The organism is Streptomyces sp. NPDC048734 (genome assembly GCF_043198675.1).
GTDB lineage: Bacteria > Actinomycetota > Actinomycetes > Streptomycetales > Streptomycetaceae > Streptomyces.
Genome location: NZ_JBICUZ010000006.1, coordinates 307,705 through 324,170, shown reverse-complemented (window position 1 = coordinate 324,170; position 16,466 = coordinate 307,705). Strand labels below are relative to the sequence as shown.

The window sequence follows — 16,466 nt, the reverse complement described above, 5'->3', positions numbered from 1 at the left end:
GGGAGTGCCGCGTCATCCACCGTGCACAGGGCCCCGCCCTGCCGTGGCTGCTGCACGTGCGTGCTTCCCGGCCCCTGAGCCACAGGAACAGATGGGGAGGACGCCGTCCGATGGACGAGGCGCAGTTGGACCAGGTGACACACGCGGGAGACGCACCGAGGCGTCCCGCGCCCCGGGAGGCCGGCCCGGCCGTCCGGGCGGCGGCCCGGCCGCCCCGGCCGTCCTGGACGGAGTGGCTGACGACCACCGACCACAAGAAGATCGGGACGCTGTACCTGGTCACCGCGTTCGTGTTCTTCGTCGTCGGCGGCGTGATGGCGCTCTTCATGCGCGCCGAACTCGCCCGCCCCGGGCTGCAGATCATGTCGAACGAGCAGTTCAACCAGGCGTTCACGATGCACGGCTCGATCATGCTGCTGATGTTCGCCATGCCGTTGTTCACCGGCTTCGCCAACTGGATCATGCCGTTGCAGATCGGCGCCCCGGACGTGGCCTTCCCCCGGCTGAACATGCTGGCCTACTGGCTGTTCCTGTTCGGGTCGTCGATCGCGGCGTTCGGCTTCCTCACCCCCGAGGGCGCGGCCGACTTCGGGTGGTTCCTGTACGCCCCGCTGTCCGACGCCGTCCACTCGCCCGGCGTCGGGTCCGACATGTGGATCATGGGTGTGGCGCTCTCCGGCTTCGGCTCGATCCTGGGCGCGGTCAACTTCATCACCACCATCATCTGCATGCGCGCACCGGGCATGACCATGTTCCGCATGCCGATCTTCACCTGGAACGTGCTGCTGACCGCCGTGCTGATCCTGCTGGTGTTCCCGGTGCTGGCGGCGGCTCTCTTCGCCCTGGAGTGCGACCGCAAGTTCGGCAGCCACATCTTCGACGCGGCCAACGGCGGCGCGCTGCTGTGGCAGCACCTGTTCTGGTTCTTCGGCCACCCCGAGGTGTACATCCTGGCGCTGCCGTTCTTCGGGATCGTCTCCGAGGTGATACCGGTGTTCGCGCGCAAGCCGATGTTCGGGTACATGGGCCTGATCGGCGCCACCATCGCCATCGCCGGCCTGTCGGTGACGGTCTGGGCGCACCACATGTACGTCACCGGCGGTGTGCTGCTGCCCTTCTTCTCCTTCATGACGTTCCTGATCGCGGTGCCCACCGGGGTGAAGTTCTTCAACTGGATCGGCACGATGTGGAAGGGCAGTCTCTCCTTCGAGACGCCGATGCTGTGGACGACGGGCTTCCTGATCACGTTCGTCTTCGGCGGACTGACCGGTGTCATCCTCGCCTCGCCGCCCATGGACTTCCACCTGTCCGACTCGTACTTCGTGGTGGCGCACTTCCACTACACGGTGTTCGGCACGGTCGTGTACGCCATGTTCGCCGGATTCCACTTCTGGTGGCCGAAGTTCACCGGCAAGATGCTCGACGAGCGCCTCGGCAAGGTCACCTTCTGGACCCTCACGGTCGGCTTCCACCTCACCTTCCTGGTCCAGCACTGGCTCGGCACCGAGGGCATGCCGCGCCGCTACGCCGACTACCTCGCCGCCGACGGCTTCACCGCCCTCAACACCCTGTCCACGATCGGCTCGTTCCTGCTGGGCCTGTCGATCCTGCCGTTCTTCTACAACGTGTGGAAGACCGCCAGGTACGGCAAGCCGGTCCAGGTCGACGACCCGTGGGGCTACGGCCGCTCCCTGGAGTGGGCGACCTCCTGCCCGCCGCCGCGCCACAACTTCACCTCGCTCCCGCGGATCCGCTCCGAGTCGCCGGCGTTCGACCTGCACCACCCGGAGATCGCCGAGACCGAAACGGCGGGGTGAGCCGTGGCACAGCCTGTCCTGGCCCTGGGCGCGACCCTGGTGACCGCCGCCGGCTGCGTCTGGTACCTGCCCGCCCTCGCGGAGGTGCGGGCGGGCGCCGACCGGCCCGACTCCCGCCGCCACGCCGCGGCGGCCTGTCTGAGCGGATGGACCACGGTCGCGGGCGTGGCCGTGCTGCTGCTGGTCGCCCGGACGTGGTGGCCGCCGGTGGCCGTGGCCGGATCGGGCGCGGCCGTCACGGCCGGTCTGTGGATCCGCGTGGCCGTGCAGCGACGGCGTGAGGTGCGGGAGACCCTGCGTGACTGGGCGACACTGGGCCAGGCCCCGCCCCGGCCCGCCCGTCACCACTGCGCCCCCCTCTTCGTCACCCTCCTGTGCGTCGGCCTGGCCGCCGCGTCGGGCTCGGCGGTCCTCATGACGGCCGGCGGCATCGGCTCCGGCCGGACCTGGGCCCTGCTCGCCGCCCCCGCCGGGCTGACGGGCCTGTTCCTGGCCGTCGCGATCGGCTGGGCGGGGCCGGCCCGCCGCGGTGCGCGAGAGCGTTCGGAGCACCGGCACCGGGACCGGCACCGGGACCGACACCGGCACCGGGACTGGCACCGGGACCGGCACCGGTGACGAACGGCCCGGACGGTGTCACCGCGATCGCGGTGACACCGTCCGGGCCTGTGCTGTGGCCGGGGGCACAGGCCGCGCCCCCGGCCTCACCGGCGGTGCATGGTCTCCAGCGCGGCGGCCAGCACGTGCGGATCGTGGTGCCCCTTGTAGACCTCGGGCGGCCCCGAGGGCAGGCCGAGGAGCTGGGCCACGGCCGTCCACGCGGTGCGCACGGAGTACTCGACGGTGAAGACGACGTCGTCGGGCACCTCCGCGAACTGGCCGATGAAGGCGAGGTTGACCGAGCCGTCCGGGACGACCTTCGGGCGGTCGTGACGGTGACGGGCCAGGAACTGACTGGTGATGTACGGCATGAGGCACGGCACGACGGTGGAGGTCTTCAGGACCCGGTTCCGCACCGTCTCGTCGAACGGCAGGTGGTGCAGCACCTCTTCGAGGATCTCCCGGCCGGAACACATCGTCATCGGCTTCGGCGTGTGGTTGCCCGCACGGCCCGGGAACAGGCCGTAGCCCCACCACACCGAGACGCCGTCGGGCTGGTCGCGGTAGACGGGCTGACGCTGGGCGACGAGGGTGAGCAGCCAGTTGGAGCCGGTGAAGGTCATCAGGCCGCCCCGGCCGGTCTCGCGGCCGCTGAACTCCGCGAGCGCGTCCAGGAAGGCGGGGTCCTCGGCGGTGACCGTGAACGACTCCCAGCGGGACTCCTTGACGCGCTTGTCGAAGGCGGCCGGGTTCCCGAAGTCGGCACGACCGCGGGACAGCCGGTGCCAGAGCAGCCAGGAGTCCGAACGGTGGGGGTGCGCGGGCGGCGCGGCGGTGTGGGAGCCGAGACTGGAGGCGTCGGTCATGGACCCGTTGGTCACCAGGACCAGGTCCTCGGGGGCCACGGCGATCTCCTCGTCCCGTCCGTGCCGGGAGAGGTGGACGGTCTCGACCGTGGTGCTGCGGTGCCCCGGCGCGAGTGTGAGGTCGGTGACGTGGCAGCCGGTGTGCACGGTGACGCCCCGTTCGCGCAGCCACGCGCTCAGCGGACGCACGAGGGAGTCGTACTGGTTGTAGCGGGTGCGCTGGATGCCCGACATGGAGGCGAACCCGGGGAGGAGGTGGACGAAGCGCCTGAGGTAGCGGCGGAACTCGATCGCACTGTGCCAGGGCTGGAAGGCGAACGTGGTGCACCACATGAACCAGAAGTTCGTGGTGAAGAAGTGCTCGCCGAAGCAGTCGCTGATCCGCTTGCCGTCGAAGTGCCCCTCGGGCGCGGCCAGACAGCGCACCAGGTCCAGGCGGTCGCGTTCGGAGAACCCCATCGACCGGGTGTCGACGATCCTCCCGTCCCCGTCGACGAGCCGCGCGACGTCGTCCCAGGCGGACTCCTCGTGCCCGGAGAGGATCTCCTGGGTGACCGAGACCGAGGGGTCGTCGAGGGAGGGAATGCCGGACAGCAGGTCGTACGTGCAGCGGTACTCGGCCTCGAACATCCGCCCGCCGCGCATGGTGTACCCGGTCTCGGGCGTGCCGCCCGCGTCCAGGCTGCCGCCGATGTCCCGCTTCTCCTCGAAGAGGTGGATGTCCGAACCGTCGAACCCGCCCTCACGGATCAGGAACGTGGCCGCGGCGAGTGCCGCCATCCCGCTGCCCACCAGATACGCCTTGGCCATCACACGACTCCTCGTTCCGGTCACCTGGTCGGGGACCCACGGCCACAGCCTCTCCCACGCCGGCCGCCGCCGGCAGGGGGGGCGTCGGCACCGGTGCGGTCCGAACGGCCCGGACACCGCCGTCGGGCGGCCACGCGAGAGGCCCGGCCGGTGAACCGTCACCGACCGGGCCCGCACCCGCCGCGGCCTCGGGCCCCGGCGCGTCCCGCCGTCAGGCCGCCGTGCCGGGCAGCCACAGGTCGGGACCGAAGACCTCGTAGCGGATGCTCCGTGCCGGAACCCCGGCGCGCAGCAGCTGTGCGCGCGCCTCGCGCATGAACGGCAGCGGACCGCACAGGAACACCGTCGAGTCGACGGGCACTTCGACGCCGTCGAGGTTCATCAGGCCTTCGCGGGCGTCGGGTTCCTCCGCACCGGGACGCTCGTACCAGAACACGGCGCGCGCGTTCGGCAGCCGCTCGACGAGGGTGCGGGTGTCGGCGCGCAGGGCGTGGTCGGCGGGGGAGCGGTCGGCGTGCAGGACGAGCACCGGGCGGGTCGAACCCAGGGCTTCGAGGTGGGCCAGGATGCCGGTCATGGGGGTGCCGCCGATGCCCGCGGAGACCAGCGTGACCGGGGTGCCGGCGTCGGCCGGGTCGTCGAGGAAGACATCGCCGAAGGGCGCGGAGAGCGCCAGCTCGTCGCCTTCGCGGACCTGCTCGTGGAGCAGGCCGGAGACCTCGCCGTCCGGCGTTTTGGCCGTCCCGGCGACCCGCTTGACGGTGATCCGCCGCAGGTCGCCGCCCGGGTCGCCGGACAGGCTGTACTGGCGCAGCTGGTGCACGCCGTCGGCCATCCGGACCCGGACGCTCACGTACTGGCCCGCCCGCGCGCGCGGCGCCGGCCGGCCGTCGGCGGGACGGAGCAGGAAGGACACCACGTCCGCGGTCTCGGTCCGGCGTTCGACGACCGTCCACTGCCGCCACACCTTGCCGGGCTCCACGCCCGCGTCCTGGTACAGGCGGGCCTCCCGGCCGATCAGGGCGCCGGCCATCAGCCAGTACACCTCGTCCCAGGCGGCCGCCACCTCCGCGGTGACGGCGTCGCCGAGAACCTCGGCTATCGCGCCGAAGAGGTACTTGTGCACGATGGTGTACTGGTCGTCGGTGACACCGACGGCGGCGTGCTTGTGGGCGATGCGGTCCAGCAGGGTGTCCGGGCGGGTGTCCGGGTCGTCGAGGAGCGCGGTGGCGAACCCGGCGATCGAACCGGCGAGGGCGCGGCGCTGTGCTCCGCTGGCCTGGTTGCCGCGGTTGAACATCCCGTCGAGCAGTTCCGGCCGGTCGCGGAACATCGCGCCGTAGAAGCGGGTGGTGATCTCGTCGAGCGCGCCGGCCACGGCGGGCAGGGTCGCACGGACGACGGCGGCGGATTCTGCGGACAGCATGGAGCCTCCCGGGCAGGGGGACGAGGGGGAAGTGCGCCGCGTCGCGTGGGGCGGCACCTTCTGTGTAGCAGGCACCCGGCCGTGTTCCGGCGTTGTTTCCCGGCCCGGGGCGAAGCAGGGCCGAACGGCCCACCGGTTCGGGACCGTCAGCCCCCGCGGTCCGCTCCGGCACGGGGCCGGTCGGCACCGGGACGGTCTCCCGCCCGGCCCTGTCCGGCGCGCCCCACCGGGGTGCACGCCGCCACGGCCTACCGGTCGTGGCGCCACGTCCGGTACGCGGCCACGGCCGTCGGCAGGGTGGGGAAGAAGCGGTCGCGGCCCACCGTCTCGGTGAGACCGTACGCCGTCAGGTCGTCCATCAGGTCCTGCTTGACGCGGGCCAGGGCGAAGACGATGCCGCGGTGGGTGAGTTCGCGGCGCAGGGCGTCCAGCGCGTCCAGCGCGGTGATGTCGACCTCCACGTTCGCCTCGGCGTTCAGGACGAACCAGCGGACCGGCTCCGGCTGCTCGTCGACGGCAGCCAGGGCGCGGTGGCGGAAGTCCTCGGCGTTGGCGAAGAAGAGGGGGGAGTCGTAGCGGTAGACCAGCAGACCGGGGATCGTGCGGGCCTGCGGGTAGTCGTCGACGTCGTGCATGCCCGCGACACCGGGAACCAGACCCTGGACGGCGTCGTGCGGGCGGGCCACCCGGGAGAGCAGCTCGGCCACGGACAGGCCGACGGCGACCAGCACGCCGTACAGGATGTCCAGGGCGAGGACCCCGGTCAGGCAGCCGAGCGCCAGCAGGAGTTCGCGGCGCCGGAAGGACGCCAGGCGCCGGAACCCCGCCAGGTCGATCATGCGCACGGCCGCGTAGACGACGAGCGCTCCGAGGACCACCGTGGGGGTCCGCGACAGCAGCGGGCTCAGGAACAGCAGCACGCAGAGGACGCCCGCCCCGGCGACCAGCGAGTACGCCTGACTGCGCGCGCCGGCCGAGGAGGCGAGCGCGGTGCGGCTGGCGCTGCTGCTGACCGGAAAGCCCTGCAGCGCGCCGGCGCCCAGGTTGGCGGCCCCCAGGGCGAGGAACTCCTGGTTGGCGTCGAGCCCGGTGCCCCCGTCGTCGCGCCGGTCGTAGGCCCGCGCGGTGAGGATGAAGTCGGTGTAGCCGACCAGGAGGATCCCGACGGCGGGAAGCACCAGCCGGGGCAGGTCCGTCAGACCCGGCAGGGCCGCGACGGGCAGGCCCGAGGGGACGTCGCCGATCACCTCGAGGCCGAACCGGTCGTCCAGGCCGAAGAGGGAGACCGCCGCCGTTGCGGCCACCACGACGAGCAGGGGGCCGGGGACGGCACGCAGGAGACGGGCCACGGTGAAGAGGACCACGAGCGCCACGGCGGCACCCACCACCGTGGCCGTGTGCGCGTCCCCCACGTGCGTGACGAAGGACCACAGCTGGGGAAAGAAGGCGGAACCCGTCGTGCGGACACCGGTCAGCTCGGTCAGCTGGTCCACGATCATGATCAGCGCCACGCCGCCCAGATAGCCGATCAGCACCGGCCGGGACAGCAGGTCCGCGACGAAGCCGAGCCGCGCCGCCCACGCCAGCACGCACAACAGGCCGACCGCGACGGCCAGGGCGGCTGCCAGCGCCGCGTACCGCGCCGGATCGCCCGCGGCGAGCGGCCCCACCACGGTCGCCGTCATCAGCGCGGTCGTCGATTCCGGGCCGACCGACAGCAGGCGGGAGGAGCCGAACACGGCGTACAGGGCGAGCGCGGGCAGGATCGCCCACAGTCCGGCGACCGGCGGCAGGCCGGCCACACCGGCGTAGGCCATCACCTGGGGCACGAGATACGCGGCCACGGTCATCCCGGCCAGCACGTCGCCCTTCAGCCACGCGCGCCGGTAGCCGCACAGCGCGCCGAGTCCGGGCAGCAGACGGCGCCACCCGCGGTCGTGGCGGACGGAACTCTCGGACATGATCCTCCTCGGGCCGAAGGATCTCACGGACGCCGGCGCCCCCGGGCGGCCCGCATACGGCGGGTGCGACGCGGTGACGCCCGTGGCCCGGGGGCCCTTCGGCCCCCGACCGGGGACCTGCGGTCTCTGCTCAGAGGTTCGCCGCGTGATCGGGGACGTACGTCCGCAGATCGCGCGGCGAGCGCTCGTAGCCGGTCGACGACGGCCTGGACGGCAGCTCGAGCACCGGCGGCGGCACGTCGTGGTACGGCACGGAGTCCAGGAGATGGGCGATCATGTTCAGCCGCGCCCGGCGCTTGTCGTCGCTCTCCACCACGAACCACGGTGCCTCGACGATGTCGGTGTGCACCATCATCTCGTCCTTGGCCCGGGAGTACGCCTCCCAGCGGGTGATCGACTCCAGGTCCATGGGGGACAGCTTCCAGCGGCGCAGAGGATCCTCCAACCGCCGCCGGAAACGATCCTGTTGCTCGGTGTCGCTCACCGAGAACCAGTACTTGCGCAGCAGGATGCCGTCCTCGACCAGCATCCGCTCGAAGATCGGGCACTGCCGCAGGAACAGCTGGTGCTCCTCCTTGGTGCAGAAGCCCATCACGTGCTCGACGCCGGCCCGGTTGTACCAGGAACGGTCGAACAGGACGATCTCCCCGGCGGCCGGCAGATGCTCCACGTACCGCTGGAAGTACCACTGGGTCCGCTCGCGCTCGGTCGGCTTGGGCAGCGCCGCGATCCGCGCCGCGCGGGGGTTGAGGTGCTCGGCGACCCGCTTGATGGTGCCGCCCTTGCCCGCCGCGTCCCGGCCCTCGAACACCACGACCAGCCGGGCGCCCTCGGCGCGCACCCACTCCTGGAGCTTCACCAGCTCCGTCTGCAGGCGCAGCAGCTCCCGCTCGTACGCCGCGCGGGGCACCTTCGCCGCCCTCTTGTCGGTCATGCCGTCTCCCTCACCCGATGTCCTGCGTCGATGCCCCCAACGTAATCCCCCGCTCCCCGGGCCGGGAGCGGGACACCGTACCGACCGGCCGTGCGACGACGGGGCGTTCTCCGGCCGGGCCGGGACCCATGGCCCTCGTTCCCGGGAACCCCTCCGGCTCACAGTGGAAGGACGTGACACCGCTGGACCAGGCGAAGGACGGGCTGTTCCATGTACTCCAACGACGGCTTCCGCGAACTCGAGCGGCACGACTGCCTGCGGCTGATGGCCCGGGCGCCCGTCGGCCGCGTCGTCTACACCCGACGGGCCCTGCCCGCGGTGCTGCCGGTCAACTTCACCCTGGACCACGACGGCGCCGTCCTGCTGCGCACCTCCGCGGCCTCGGAACTGGCCCGCGCCGTCGACGGCGCGGTGGTGGCCTTCGAGACCGACGAGGTCGACGTCACCCGGCACTCCGGCTGGAGCGTCGTCGTCACCGGGCGGGCGTCGGTGGTGACCGACCCGGCCGAGATCGACCGCCTGGCCCGCACCGGCCCCGGCTCCTGGGTGCCCGCGCCGCGGGAGGTCTTCGTCCGCATCGGACCCGAACTGGTCACCGGGCGGGAGCTGGCCGCGGGCCGCTCCCTGTACGGGCTGCCCCGCACCGCCTGAACGCCGACCCCCGATCCCGAACAGCCCCGCACACACGGGACGTTCGGCCCGTGGTCCGGGGTCCTGCAGCCCCTCTCGGGGGAGCTGACGACGCGGGACATTGAAGGTGCAACGAGAGTCCACCGCAACCGGCGCCTCCCACCCCTCGAAAGGGATGAGCATCATGGCACTCCACGACCACCCGCACCGGCACCTGGGATTCCGCTTCCCCTCCCTGGGGCGGACCTCGACGGCTCCCGCCTCCGCCGACGAGGCGACCGCCGCGGCCACCGCGACGCGGGCGTACGTGTTCGCCGGGCTTCGCCTGCTGACCGGCTTCGTCTTCCTGTGGGCCTTCCTCGACAAGACCTTCGGCCTCGGCTACGCCACCGGTTCCGGCAGGGGATGGATCGACGGCGGCTCGCCCACGAAGGGATTCCTCGGTTCGGTCGCCGTGGGGCCGATGGAGTCCACGTTCCACGACTGGGCCGGCGCGGCCTGGGCGGACTGGCTGTTCATGCTCGGTCTGCTCGGCATCGGCCTCGCCCTGATCGCGGGGATCGGCCTGCGGCTCGCCGCGGTCGCCGGGACCGTGATGATGGCGCTCATGTGGGTCGCGGAGTGGCCACCGGCCAAGCACCTCTCCGACGGAACGGCGAGCATGTCGACCAACCCGTTCGCCGACTACCACCTCGTCTACGCCCTCGTCCTGATCGCCCTCGCGGCGGCGGGCGCCGGAGCCACCTGGGGCCTGGGCCGGATCTGGGCGCGGCTCCCCTTCGTCAGCCGCAACCGCTGGCTCCTGTGAGGACCGCGTGATCGCACGGACCGGAAGCACCTCCGCCCACCGGCGGCGGTGCTTCCGGTCGTTCGTGCCCCCCCCCGGCCGGGTCGGGCGCGGCCCGGAGTGGGACGATCGGGTGGCCGGACGGAGAACGGGGCACCGGGGCGAGTAGGGTCGGTCGGCCCTGGCCCTTCGGCCCGGTATCGAGCAGGATCTACTGGGACAATGGCCGGCAGTACCCGTTCGGGCGAGGCCCGGTCGGAATTCGGACGATGCGGAACAAGGAGTATCTGATGGCGGACGGCGAGCAGCCCGGACCCGGCAACCCGATCCGGGTCTTCCTGCTGGACGATCACGAGGTGGTTCGGCGCGGGGTGCACGACCTGCTCGACGACGAGCCGGACATCACCGTGGTCGGCGAGGCCGCCACCGCCGAGCAGGCCCTGGTGCGCGTGCCCGCACTGCGCCCCCAGGTCGCCGTGCTCGACGTGCGCCTCCCGGACGGCGACGGGGTGTCCGTGTGCCGGGAGCTGCGCTCCCAGATGCCGGAACTGACCTGCCTGATGCTCACCTCGTTCGACGACGAGGAGGCACTGCTGGACTCGATCATGGCGGGCGCCTCCGGTTACGTGCTGAAGCAGATCCAGGGCTCCGACCTGGTGTCGGCCGTGCGGACGGTGGCCGCCGGCCAGTCCCTGCTCGACCCCAGCGCCACCGCCAAGCTGATGGCCCGCCTGCGCCAGGGCCAGGAGCCGGAGCCCGAGCCCGACGCCCTGCCGGGACTGACGGAGCGGGAGCGGGAGATCCTGGCCCTCATCGGTGAGGGGCTGACCAACCGCCAGATCGGCCAGCGGCTGTACCTGGCGGAGAAGACGGTGAAGAACCACATCTCCCGGCTGCTGGCCAAGCTCGGGGTGGAGCGCCGGATCCAGGCCGCGGTGATCGCCACCCAGGCCCAGGACCGGCTCAGGCACGAAGGCCGCTGAAGCCGCCGGGCGAGCCGTGGGGCCTCAGGCCTCCCGGCTCGCCCCGCCACGTCCCCCGCCCCCGCGCCCCGTGCCGCGCCCCCGTCCGGGCCCGCGCCACGAGCGCGCCGGGGGCTTCGGCGTGTGCGCCGTCCGGGACCCGGCACCCCGCCCCCGGCGGCGGTCGTGTGAGGACGGGAGGGCCGACCGGCCCCGGCTCGGGGACCATGGGGACGTTGCGGGTTCCGCCCTCCGCGTGGTGTGTGGAGGGCAGGAACGCAGGAACACCGACGGTGCGCCGCAACGCACACGGTCCCGCCGGCCGGGGTACCCGGCACCGGGGACCGGTGTCACCCCGGCGCCGTGCGAGGAGGATGCCATGGCCGAGCGACCGCTCGACGCGGACACGGTGAGCGCGCTGGTGGCCGAGGCCGCCACAGCGCCGTCCATGCACAACGCGCAGCCCTGGCGGTTCCGCTGGCTGAGCGGCGAGCGCGTCCTGTTGCTGCGGGCCGACCTCGAGCGGGCCATGCCCCGCTCCGATCCCGACAACCGGGCGCTGTACATCGGGTGCGGGGCCGCCCTGTTCAACCTGCGGGTCGCCGCGGCCCACGCGGACCTCGTGCCGCGGACGACGCTGCTGCCCGAGCCGGACGACCCGCTGCTGCTCGCCGCCGTCCATCTGGCCGACGCGTCCGGGGCCGCGGGCGGCGAGGAGCCGGCGCGGCTGCACCCGGCGATCCGGCAGCGGCACACCAGCCGCCATCCCTTCGCCGAGAAGGAGATCCCCGAGGAGGTGCGGGCCGCGTTGCAGGACGCCGCCGCGCGGGAGGGGGCCGCGCTGGACTTCCCCGGCCCGTGGCACTCCGAGACCGTGCTCGACCTGGTGCGCGACGCCGAGAGCCGTGACGTCATCGACCCGCACGTCAACGAGGACCTGATCCGCTGGACGCGGCTCGGAGCCGAGGCGGACACCGCCGTCGACGGTGTCCCCGAGTACGCGTTCGGGCCGCGCAGGCGGGACGGCAGGGCTCCGGTACGGGACTTCTCGGGCCGCCGGCAGGTGGCCGACCTCGGCACCACCGACTTCGAGCGCACCCCGCTGCTCGCCCTGCTGAGCACCCCGGGCGACGGTCTCGCCGACTGGCTGCGAGGCGGCCAGGCCATGGAACGGGTCCTGCTGGAGGCCACGCTGGCGGACCTGGCCACCTCCCTGACCTCCCACGCCCTGGAGGACCGCACCCTGCGCCTGCTGACGCGCGACCCGGGGTCGGGCACCGGCAGCGTACAGATGGTGCTGCGTCTCGGCTACGGCCCGCGGGGGCCGGGCACCCCCCGCCGCCCGGTCCGGGACGTGCTGGAGTTCGCGTGAGCGGGACCGGCGGACAGCGGGACCGGCGGACAGCGTGACCGGCTGATCGGGACACCCGCGCGAGCGGCGCCGGCCGGTCGCGGCGGTCGCACGAGCCGACCTCGGCCGGTTGCCGCGGTTGCGGTGGTCGCGCCGACGGGCGCGGGTCAGACCGTGGAAGGCGCCCCGGGTCCGGACGGCTCCGGGGCGGGCAGCATGGTCAGCAGCATGACGCTGGGCTCGGTGGCGCGCACCGTGTGCGGCAGGCGGGCGGGCAGGTGGATCCAGCTTCCCGGACCCGCCTGCGTCCTCTCCTCGCCCAGGGTGAGGTCGAGCCTGCCCCGGACGACCTGGACGACCACGGGCAGGGCGGAGGTGTGCTCGGTCAGTTCCTGGCCGGCGGCGAAGGCGAAGCCCACCACCCGGAGGCGGTCGTCGCGGTACAGGACGCGGCTGAGGGTGCCGTCCTCCGGTACGGGCAGTTCGGCGGCCAGGTCGGCGATCACGGTGACGGTCATGTGGGGCACCTTCTCAGGTCAGGGACGGGGGAGGGGCGAGGGCGTCGGCCGGGCTCGTCACACCAGGCTGCTCCAGTACGGCCAGAACCGGGTGAGGACGAGCAGCGCGATCACCGCGTACCAGGCGCCCAGGAGCATCCAGTGCGTGTCCCGCAGGACCGCCCACGCCCCCGGGGGGACGCGGACGATCCCGCGTTCCAGGCAGTGCAGTGCGGTGTACCAGAACAGGGCGATCGTCACGACCCACACGACGGCGCAGTAGGGGCAGAGCTTGTCGAGCGTGTACAGCGACTGGCCGATCAGCCAGTGGACGAACACCACTCCCGCCAGCGCGCCGGCGGTGAGCGCGAGCCACAGCCGGCGGTGCAGGCGTGCTCCCGAGAGCACGGCGACCCCCAGGGCGGTCACCGCGGCGAACGCGCCCAGCCCCAGCAGCATGTTCGGGAAGCCGAACAGGCTGCCCTGCGGGCTGGACATGACGCTGCCGCAGCTCACCACGGGACTGATGTTGCAGGGCGGCCGGTAGGACGGGTCGCGGAGCAGCCGCCAGTCGTCCACGGTGAGCTGGAAGGAGGCCAGCCAGCCGACGGTCCCGGTGAGGACCATCACCCATCCCGTGCGGCGGCTCGCCCCCACCGCGGACCGGCGCCGGACGGCCGCGTCCTCCGGGGTGTCGGGGGCGAGCGCGCTCGAGTGACTCATGCGGCTCGCCCGGAACCCGCGGCCGGCCGGCCGCGGCGGCCCGCCCCCGCGCCCGGAGCCGGTGCCGGCGCGGTTCGCCGCCGGTAGACCAGGTACGGGCGGGCGAGGTACCCGATCGGCGCGCTCCACACGTGGACGAGCCGGGTGAACGGCCAGGCCGCGAAGAGCAGGAAGGCGCTCAGGGCGTGCAGCTGGAACAGCAGCGGGGCCCCGGCGATCGCCTCCGGCTCCGGCTGGAGGACGAACAGGCCGCGGAACCAGACGGAGACGGTCGAGCGGTAGTCGTAGCCGGCGCCGAAGACGTTGTGCGCGGCCGTGGCCGTGATGCCCAGCAGGACGGTCGCGGACAGCAGCGGGAAGAGGACCTTGTCGCTGCGGTCGGTGCCCAGGCGGATCTGCCGGGTGAGGAGCCGGCGGGCGCACAGCATGCCCAGCCCGGTCACCATGGCGATGCCCGCCACCGAACCGGCCCAGACGGCCGTGGTGTGGTAGGCGTGCTCGGTGATGCCGACGGCCTCGGTCCACGCGTCGGGAACGGCGAGCCCCACCACGTGCCCGGCGATGACCATGAAGGCGCCGAGGTGGAACAGCGGACTGCCCCAGCGCAGCCAGCGGTGTTCGAGGAGCTGGCTGGTGCGGGAGGTCCAGCCGAACTGGTCCTGGCGGTAGCGCCAGACGTGCCCGGCCACGAACACGGCGAGGCAGACGTAGGGCACGGCGACCCACAGCAGGAGATCGGCACCGCTTGCCGGGGCGGCGGCCGAGGGGGACAGCGCGGCGTTCATCGGGGGCCTTCCGTACGGCTGGTCGGGGTGGGCGGCACACGGGTCGGCGGAGCGGGCACCGGCGGCACGAAGGTGCCCGGAGGGGCGAACTCCCCGTCTCCGTAGGTGCCGTAGGGGTCGAGTCCGACGTCCTCGTTCGGCGGGCCCTCGGCGACGAGCCGGGCCACCGCCGCGCGGTCCGCGTCGGTGGGCGGCGGCAGCAGGGTGAGCAGCGCCGCCAGGACGTGCCGGTAGGGCGAGTCGGCGTCGGTCAGGGCCCGGTGGATCAGCTCCAGGCCGCGGCGGTGCTGGCGCAGCGGCGCCTCGCCGCCACCGGGGCCGGCGAGGGCGGCGAACTCCAGCACGACCGGCAGGTGGTCGGGCAGTTCACCGCCGTCGGTGTCCCAGCCCGCGGCCTTGTACCGCTGGTTCAGGGTGAGCAGGGCCATGCCCCGGCGGCGGGTGTCACCGTGCAGGTAGTACGTGAGGTAGAGGCTGCTCTTGCGGCGCAGGTCGAACATCTCGACGTAGTGCCGCTCCAGGTCCTCCGGCTCCTGGCCGGCGAACCAGGAGGTGAAGTCGGCCAGGTGCCCGGCGGCGGGCGTGGCCGGCAGCGCCCCGGCGGTGGCGGTCAGCACCGGCCGGGCCGCGGTGAGTTCGGCGTCGGGGTACTGCAGCAGCAGGGAGCACATGCGCAGCACCAGGGTGCGCGCCTCGGCCTCTTCGGGGGTGAGCCGGGCCGGGCGGCGCACGGCCGCCCGGACACGGGTGCGGACCAGGGCGGGGATCGTCGAGGGCAGCGGACTCATGCGGGGTCTCCCGTGGGCTTGCGGCGCAGGGTGGGGATGCCGAGCATCACCCGTCGGCCACCGGCGTCGGCCGGTTCGCCGGACGACTCGACCGGGCAGCGGTTCTCCATCGCGCTCAGCGCGGCCGCGTCCTCCTTGTGCGCGGCGGGCACGACGTAGCGGTCGGAGTACTTGGCGACGGCGAGCAGCCGGTGCATGTCCTCGGCCTCCCGGACGGTGAGGCCGACGGCCTTCAGCACGGCCTCGTCGCCCTCCTCGCCGAGGGAGCGCTCGCGCATGTACGAGCGCAGCGCGGTGAGCTTCATCAGCACCCCGGCGACGACGTCGGTGTCGCCGGCGGCGAACAGCTCCGCCAGGTACTCCAGGGGGATGCGCAGCCGGGTGACGGCGGCGAAGACGTGGTCCGGGTCGTCCTGGTTCCCGCCCGCCGCGTCCACGGCGTCCAGGACGGGGGAGAGCGGCGGGACGTACCAGACCATGGGCAGCGTGCGGTACTCCGGGTGCAGCGGGAGGGCCACCTCGTACCGCGCGACCAGGTCGTACACGGGGGAGCGGCGGGCGGCGTCCAGCCAGTCCTCCGGGATGCCGGACTCCCGTGCCGCGGCGGCCACTTCGGGATCGTGCGGGTCGAGGAAGACGCCGCGCTGGGCGTCCAGCAGGTCCTTCTCGTCCGGGGTCGCGGCGGCCTCGCCCACCCGGTCGGCGTCGTACAGGAGCAGCCCGAGGTAGCGCAGCCGTCCGACGCACGTCTCGGAGCAGACGGTGGGCTGGCCGGCCTCGATGCGCGGGAAGCAGAAGGTGCACTTCTCGGCCTTGCCGGTGGCGTGGTTGACGTACACCTTCTTGTAGGGGCACGCCGTCACGCACATCCGCCAGCCGCGGCACTTGTCCTGGTCGACCAGGACGATGCCGTCCTCGACCCGCTTGTACATCGCGCCGGACGGACAGGCCGACACGCAGGCCGGGTTGAGGCAGTGCTCGCACAGCCGGGGCAGGTGGAAGAGGAAGGTCTGCTCGAACTCGAACTTGACCTTCTCGGCCCACTCCCCGGTGAGGTTGGGGTCGCCGCCGGCGTTCTCGGCCGCGCCGCCGAGGCCGTCCTCCCAGTTGGCGCCCCAGGTGATGGCGGTGGGCTTGCCGGTGAGGACCGAGCGGGGGCGGGCGACCGGCATGTCGGGCCCGGCCGGGGCGCTGATCAGGTTGTCGTAGTCGTAGGTGACCGGCTCGTAGTAGTCCTCGATGGACGGCAGGTCGGGGTTGGAGAACAGCGACATCAGCCGCTTGAGCCGCCCGCCGGAGCGCAGGACGAGGCGTCCGCGCTTGTCGAGCATCCAGCCGCCCTTCCAGTGCTCCTGGTCCTCGTAGCGGCGCGGGTAGCCGACGCCGGGCTTGGTCTCGACGTTGTTGAACCAGGCGTACTCGACTCCGGTGCGGTTGGTCCACGTCTGCTTGCAGGTGACCGAGCAGGTGTGGCAGCCGATGCACTTGTCGAGGTTCATCACCATCGCGATCTGGGCCATCACTCGCAT

15 protein-coding genes are annotated in these 16,466 nt (G+C 72.8%); 6 read left to right on the top strand and 9 right to left on the bottom strand.

Annotated features, from left to right (window positions below; all coding sequences use genetic code 11):
- The first annotated feature begins 110 nt into the window (after positions 1 to 110).
- On the top strand, positions 111 to 1,817 hold the full coding sequence (ctaD, locus tag ACGFQC_RS18695) for a cytochrome c oxidase subunit I (protein WP_363092930.1): 1,707 nt from the start codon (positions 111 to 113) through the stop codon (positions 1,815 to 1,817).
- A 3-nt stretch (positions 1,818 to 1,820) separates the two neighbouring features.
- The gene (locus ACGFQC_RS18690; RefSeq protein WP_363092931.1) at positions 1,821 to 2,435 is read left to right on the top strand and encodes a hypothetical protein; all 615 of its coding nucleotides are present in this window, start codon (positions 1,821 to 1,823) and stop codon (positions 2,433 to 2,435) included.
- 86 nt (positions 2,436 to 2,521) lie between these two features.
- On the opposite strand, the gene ACGFQC_RS18685 is transcribed toward ACGFQC_RS18690, so the two are convergent.
- The 4 genes from ACGFQC_RS18685 to ppk2 all read right to left on the bottom strand — a co-directional run bounded on the left by ACGFQC_RS18685 (position 2,522) and on the right by ppk2 (position 8,414).
- Complete coding sequence (locus ACGFQC_RS18685) at positions 2,522 to 4,093, bottom strand: oleate hydratase (RefSeq protein ID WP_363092932.1); 1,572 nt, start codon at positions 4,091 to 4,093, stop codon at positions 2,522 to 2,524.
- 211 nt (positions 4,094 to 4,304) lie between these two features.
- A complete protein-coding gene (locus ACGFQC_RS18680; RefSeq protein ID WP_363092933.1) occupies positions 4,305 to 5,519 on the bottom strand; it encodes a globin domain-containing protein in 1,215 nt (404 codons plus the stop codon).
- A 248-nt stretch (positions 5,520 to 5,767) separates the two neighbouring features.
- The gene (locus ACGFQC_RS18675) at positions 5,768 to 7,480 is read right to left on the bottom strand and encodes a sulfate permease (RefSeq protein ID WP_363092934.1); all 1,713 of its coding nucleotides are present in this window, start codon (positions 7,478 to 7,480) and stop codon (positions 5,768 to 5,770) included.
- A gap of 130 nt (positions 7,481 to 7,610) precedes the next feature.
- Positions 7,611 to 8,414 (bottom strand): polyphosphate kinase 2, encoded by an 804-nt coding sequence (gene ppk2, locus ACGFQC_RS18670; protein ID WP_363092935.1) that lies wholly within the window; start codon positions 8,412 to 8,414, stop codon positions 7,611 to 7,613.
- 210 nt (positions 8,415 to 8,624) lie between these two features.
- On the opposite strand from ppk2, the gene ACGFQC_RS18665 reads away from it, so the two are divergent.
- The 4 genes from ACGFQC_RS18665 (at position 8,625) to ACGFQC_RS18650 (ending at position 12,165) form a co-directional block, all read left to right on the top strand.
- Positions 8,625 to 9,065, top strand: coding sequence for a pyridoxamine 5'-phosphate oxidase family protein (locus tag ACGFQC_RS18665; protein WP_363092936.1), 441 nt, complete (start codon positions 8,625 to 8,627; stop codon positions 9,063 to 9,065).
- 163 nt (positions 9,066 to 9,228) lie between these two features.
- The gene (locus ACGFQC_RS18660) at positions 9,229 to 9,852 is read left to right on the top strand and encodes a DoxX family membrane protein (RefSeq protein WP_363092937.1); all 624 of its coding nucleotides are present in this window, start codon (positions 9,229 to 9,231) and stop codon (positions 9,850 to 9,852) included.
- Positions 9,853 to 10,121: 269 nt separating this feature from the next.
- Positions 10,122 to 10,814: a response regulator transcription factor gene (locus ACGFQC_RS18655; protein WP_363092946.1), complete on the top strand. Its 693-nt coding sequence runs from the start codon at positions 10,122 to 10,124 to the stop codon at positions 10,812 to 10,814.
- 358 nt (positions 10,815 to 11,172) lie between these two features.
- Entirely contained in the window at positions 11,173 to 12,165 is a 993-nt protein-coding gene (locus ACGFQC_RS18650) for an Acg family FMN-binding oxidoreductase (protein ID WP_363092938.1), read from the top strand.
- 146 nt (positions 12,166 to 12,311) lie between these two features.
- On the opposite strand, the gene ACGFQC_RS18645 is transcribed toward ACGFQC_RS18650, so the two are convergent.
- The 5 genes from ACGFQC_RS18645 to narH are packed head-to-tail and all read right to left on the bottom strand — an operon-like array spanning position 12,312 to position 16,466.
- Positions 12,312 to 12,662: a cupin domain-containing protein gene (locus tag ACGFQC_RS18645; protein ID WP_363092939.1), complete on the bottom strand. Its 351-nt coding sequence runs from the start codon at positions 12,660 to 12,662 to the stop codon at positions 12,312 to 12,314.
- A 57-nt stretch (positions 12,663 to 12,719) separates the two neighbouring features.
- Complete coding sequence (locus tag ACGFQC_RS18640; protein WP_363092940.1) at positions 12,720 to 13,364, bottom strand: vitamin K epoxide reductase family protein; 645 nt, start codon at positions 13,362 to 13,364, stop codon at positions 12,720 to 12,722.
- Complete coding sequence (gene narI, locus ACGFQC_RS18635) at positions 13,361 to 14,149, bottom strand: respiratory nitrate reductase subunit gamma (protein ID WP_363092941.1); 789 nt, start codon at positions 14,147 to 14,149, stop codon at positions 13,361 to 13,363. The genes ACGFQC_RS18640 and narI overlap by 4 nt, the downstream gene beginning before the upstream one ends.
- Positions 14,146 to 14,937, bottom strand: a complete 792-nt coding sequence (narJ, locus tag ACGFQC_RS18630; protein ID WP_363092942.1) for a nitrate reductase molybdenum cofactor assembly chaperone — start codon at positions 14,935 to 14,937, stop codon at positions 14,146 to 14,148. Before narJ ends, narI begins: the two co-directional genes overlap by 4 nt.
- Complete coding sequence (narH, locus tag ACGFQC_RS18625) at positions 14,934 to 16,466, bottom strand: nitrate reductase subunit beta (protein ID WP_363092943.1); 1,533 nt, start codon at positions 16,464 to 16,466, stop codon at positions 14,934 to 14,936. Before narH ends, narJ begins: the two co-directional genes overlap by 4 nt.

Coding starts and splice junctions, on each gene's coding strand:
- ctaD (WP_363092930.1), top strand. CDS start 111: ATGGACGAGGCGCAGTTGGACCAGGTGACACACGCGGGAGACGCACCG.
- ACGFQC_RS18685 (WP_363092932.1), bottom strand. CDS start 4,093: ATGGCCAAGGCGTATCTGGTGGGCAGCGGGATGGCGGCACTCGCCGCG.
- ACGFQC_RS18680 (WP_363092933.1), bottom strand. CDS start 5,519: ATGCTGTCCGCAGAATCCGCCGCCGTCGTCCGTGCGACCCTGCCCGCC.
- ACGFQC_RS18675 (WP_363092934.1), bottom strand. CDS start 7,480: ATGTCCGAGAGTTCCGTCCGCCACGACCGCGGGTGGCGCCGTCTGCTG.
- ppk2 (WP_363092935.1), bottom strand. CDS start 8,414: ATGACCGACAAGAGGGCGGCGAAGGTGCCCCGCGCGGCGTACGAGCGG.
- ACGFQC_RS18665 (WP_363092936.1), top strand. CDS start 8,625: ATGTACTCCAACGACGGCTTCCGCGAACTCGAGCGGCACGACTGCCTG.
- ACGFQC_RS18660 (WP_363092937.1), top strand. CDS start 9,229: ATGGCACTCCACGACCACCCGCACCGGCACCTGGGATTCCGCTTCCCC.
- ACGFQC_RS18655 (WP_363092946.1), top strand. CDS start 10,122: ATGGCGGACGGCGAGCAGCCCGGACCCGGCAACCCGATCCGGGTCTTC.
- ACGFQC_RS18650 (WP_363092938.1), top strand. CDS start 11,173: ATGGCCGAGCGACCGCTCGACGCGGACACGGTGAGCGCGCTGGTGGCC.
- ACGFQC_RS18645 (WP_363092939.1), bottom strand. CDS start 12,662: ATGACCGTCACCGTGATCGCCGACCTGGCCGCCGAACTGCCCGTACCG.
- ACGFQC_RS18640 (WP_363092940.1), bottom strand. CDS start 13,364: ATGAGTCACTCGAGCGCGCTCGCCCCCGACACCCCGGAGGACGCGGCC.
- narI (WP_363092941.1), bottom strand. CDS start 14,149: ATGAACGCCGCGCTGTCCCCCTCGGCCGCCGCCCCGGCAAGCGGTGCC.
- narJ (WP_363092942.1), bottom strand. CDS start 14,937: ATGAGTCCGCTGCCCTCGACGATCCCCGCCCTGGTCCGCACCCGTGTC.
- narH (WP_363092943.1), bottom strand. CDS start 16,466: ATGCGAGTGATGGCCCAGATCGCGATGGTGATGAACCTCGACAAGTGC.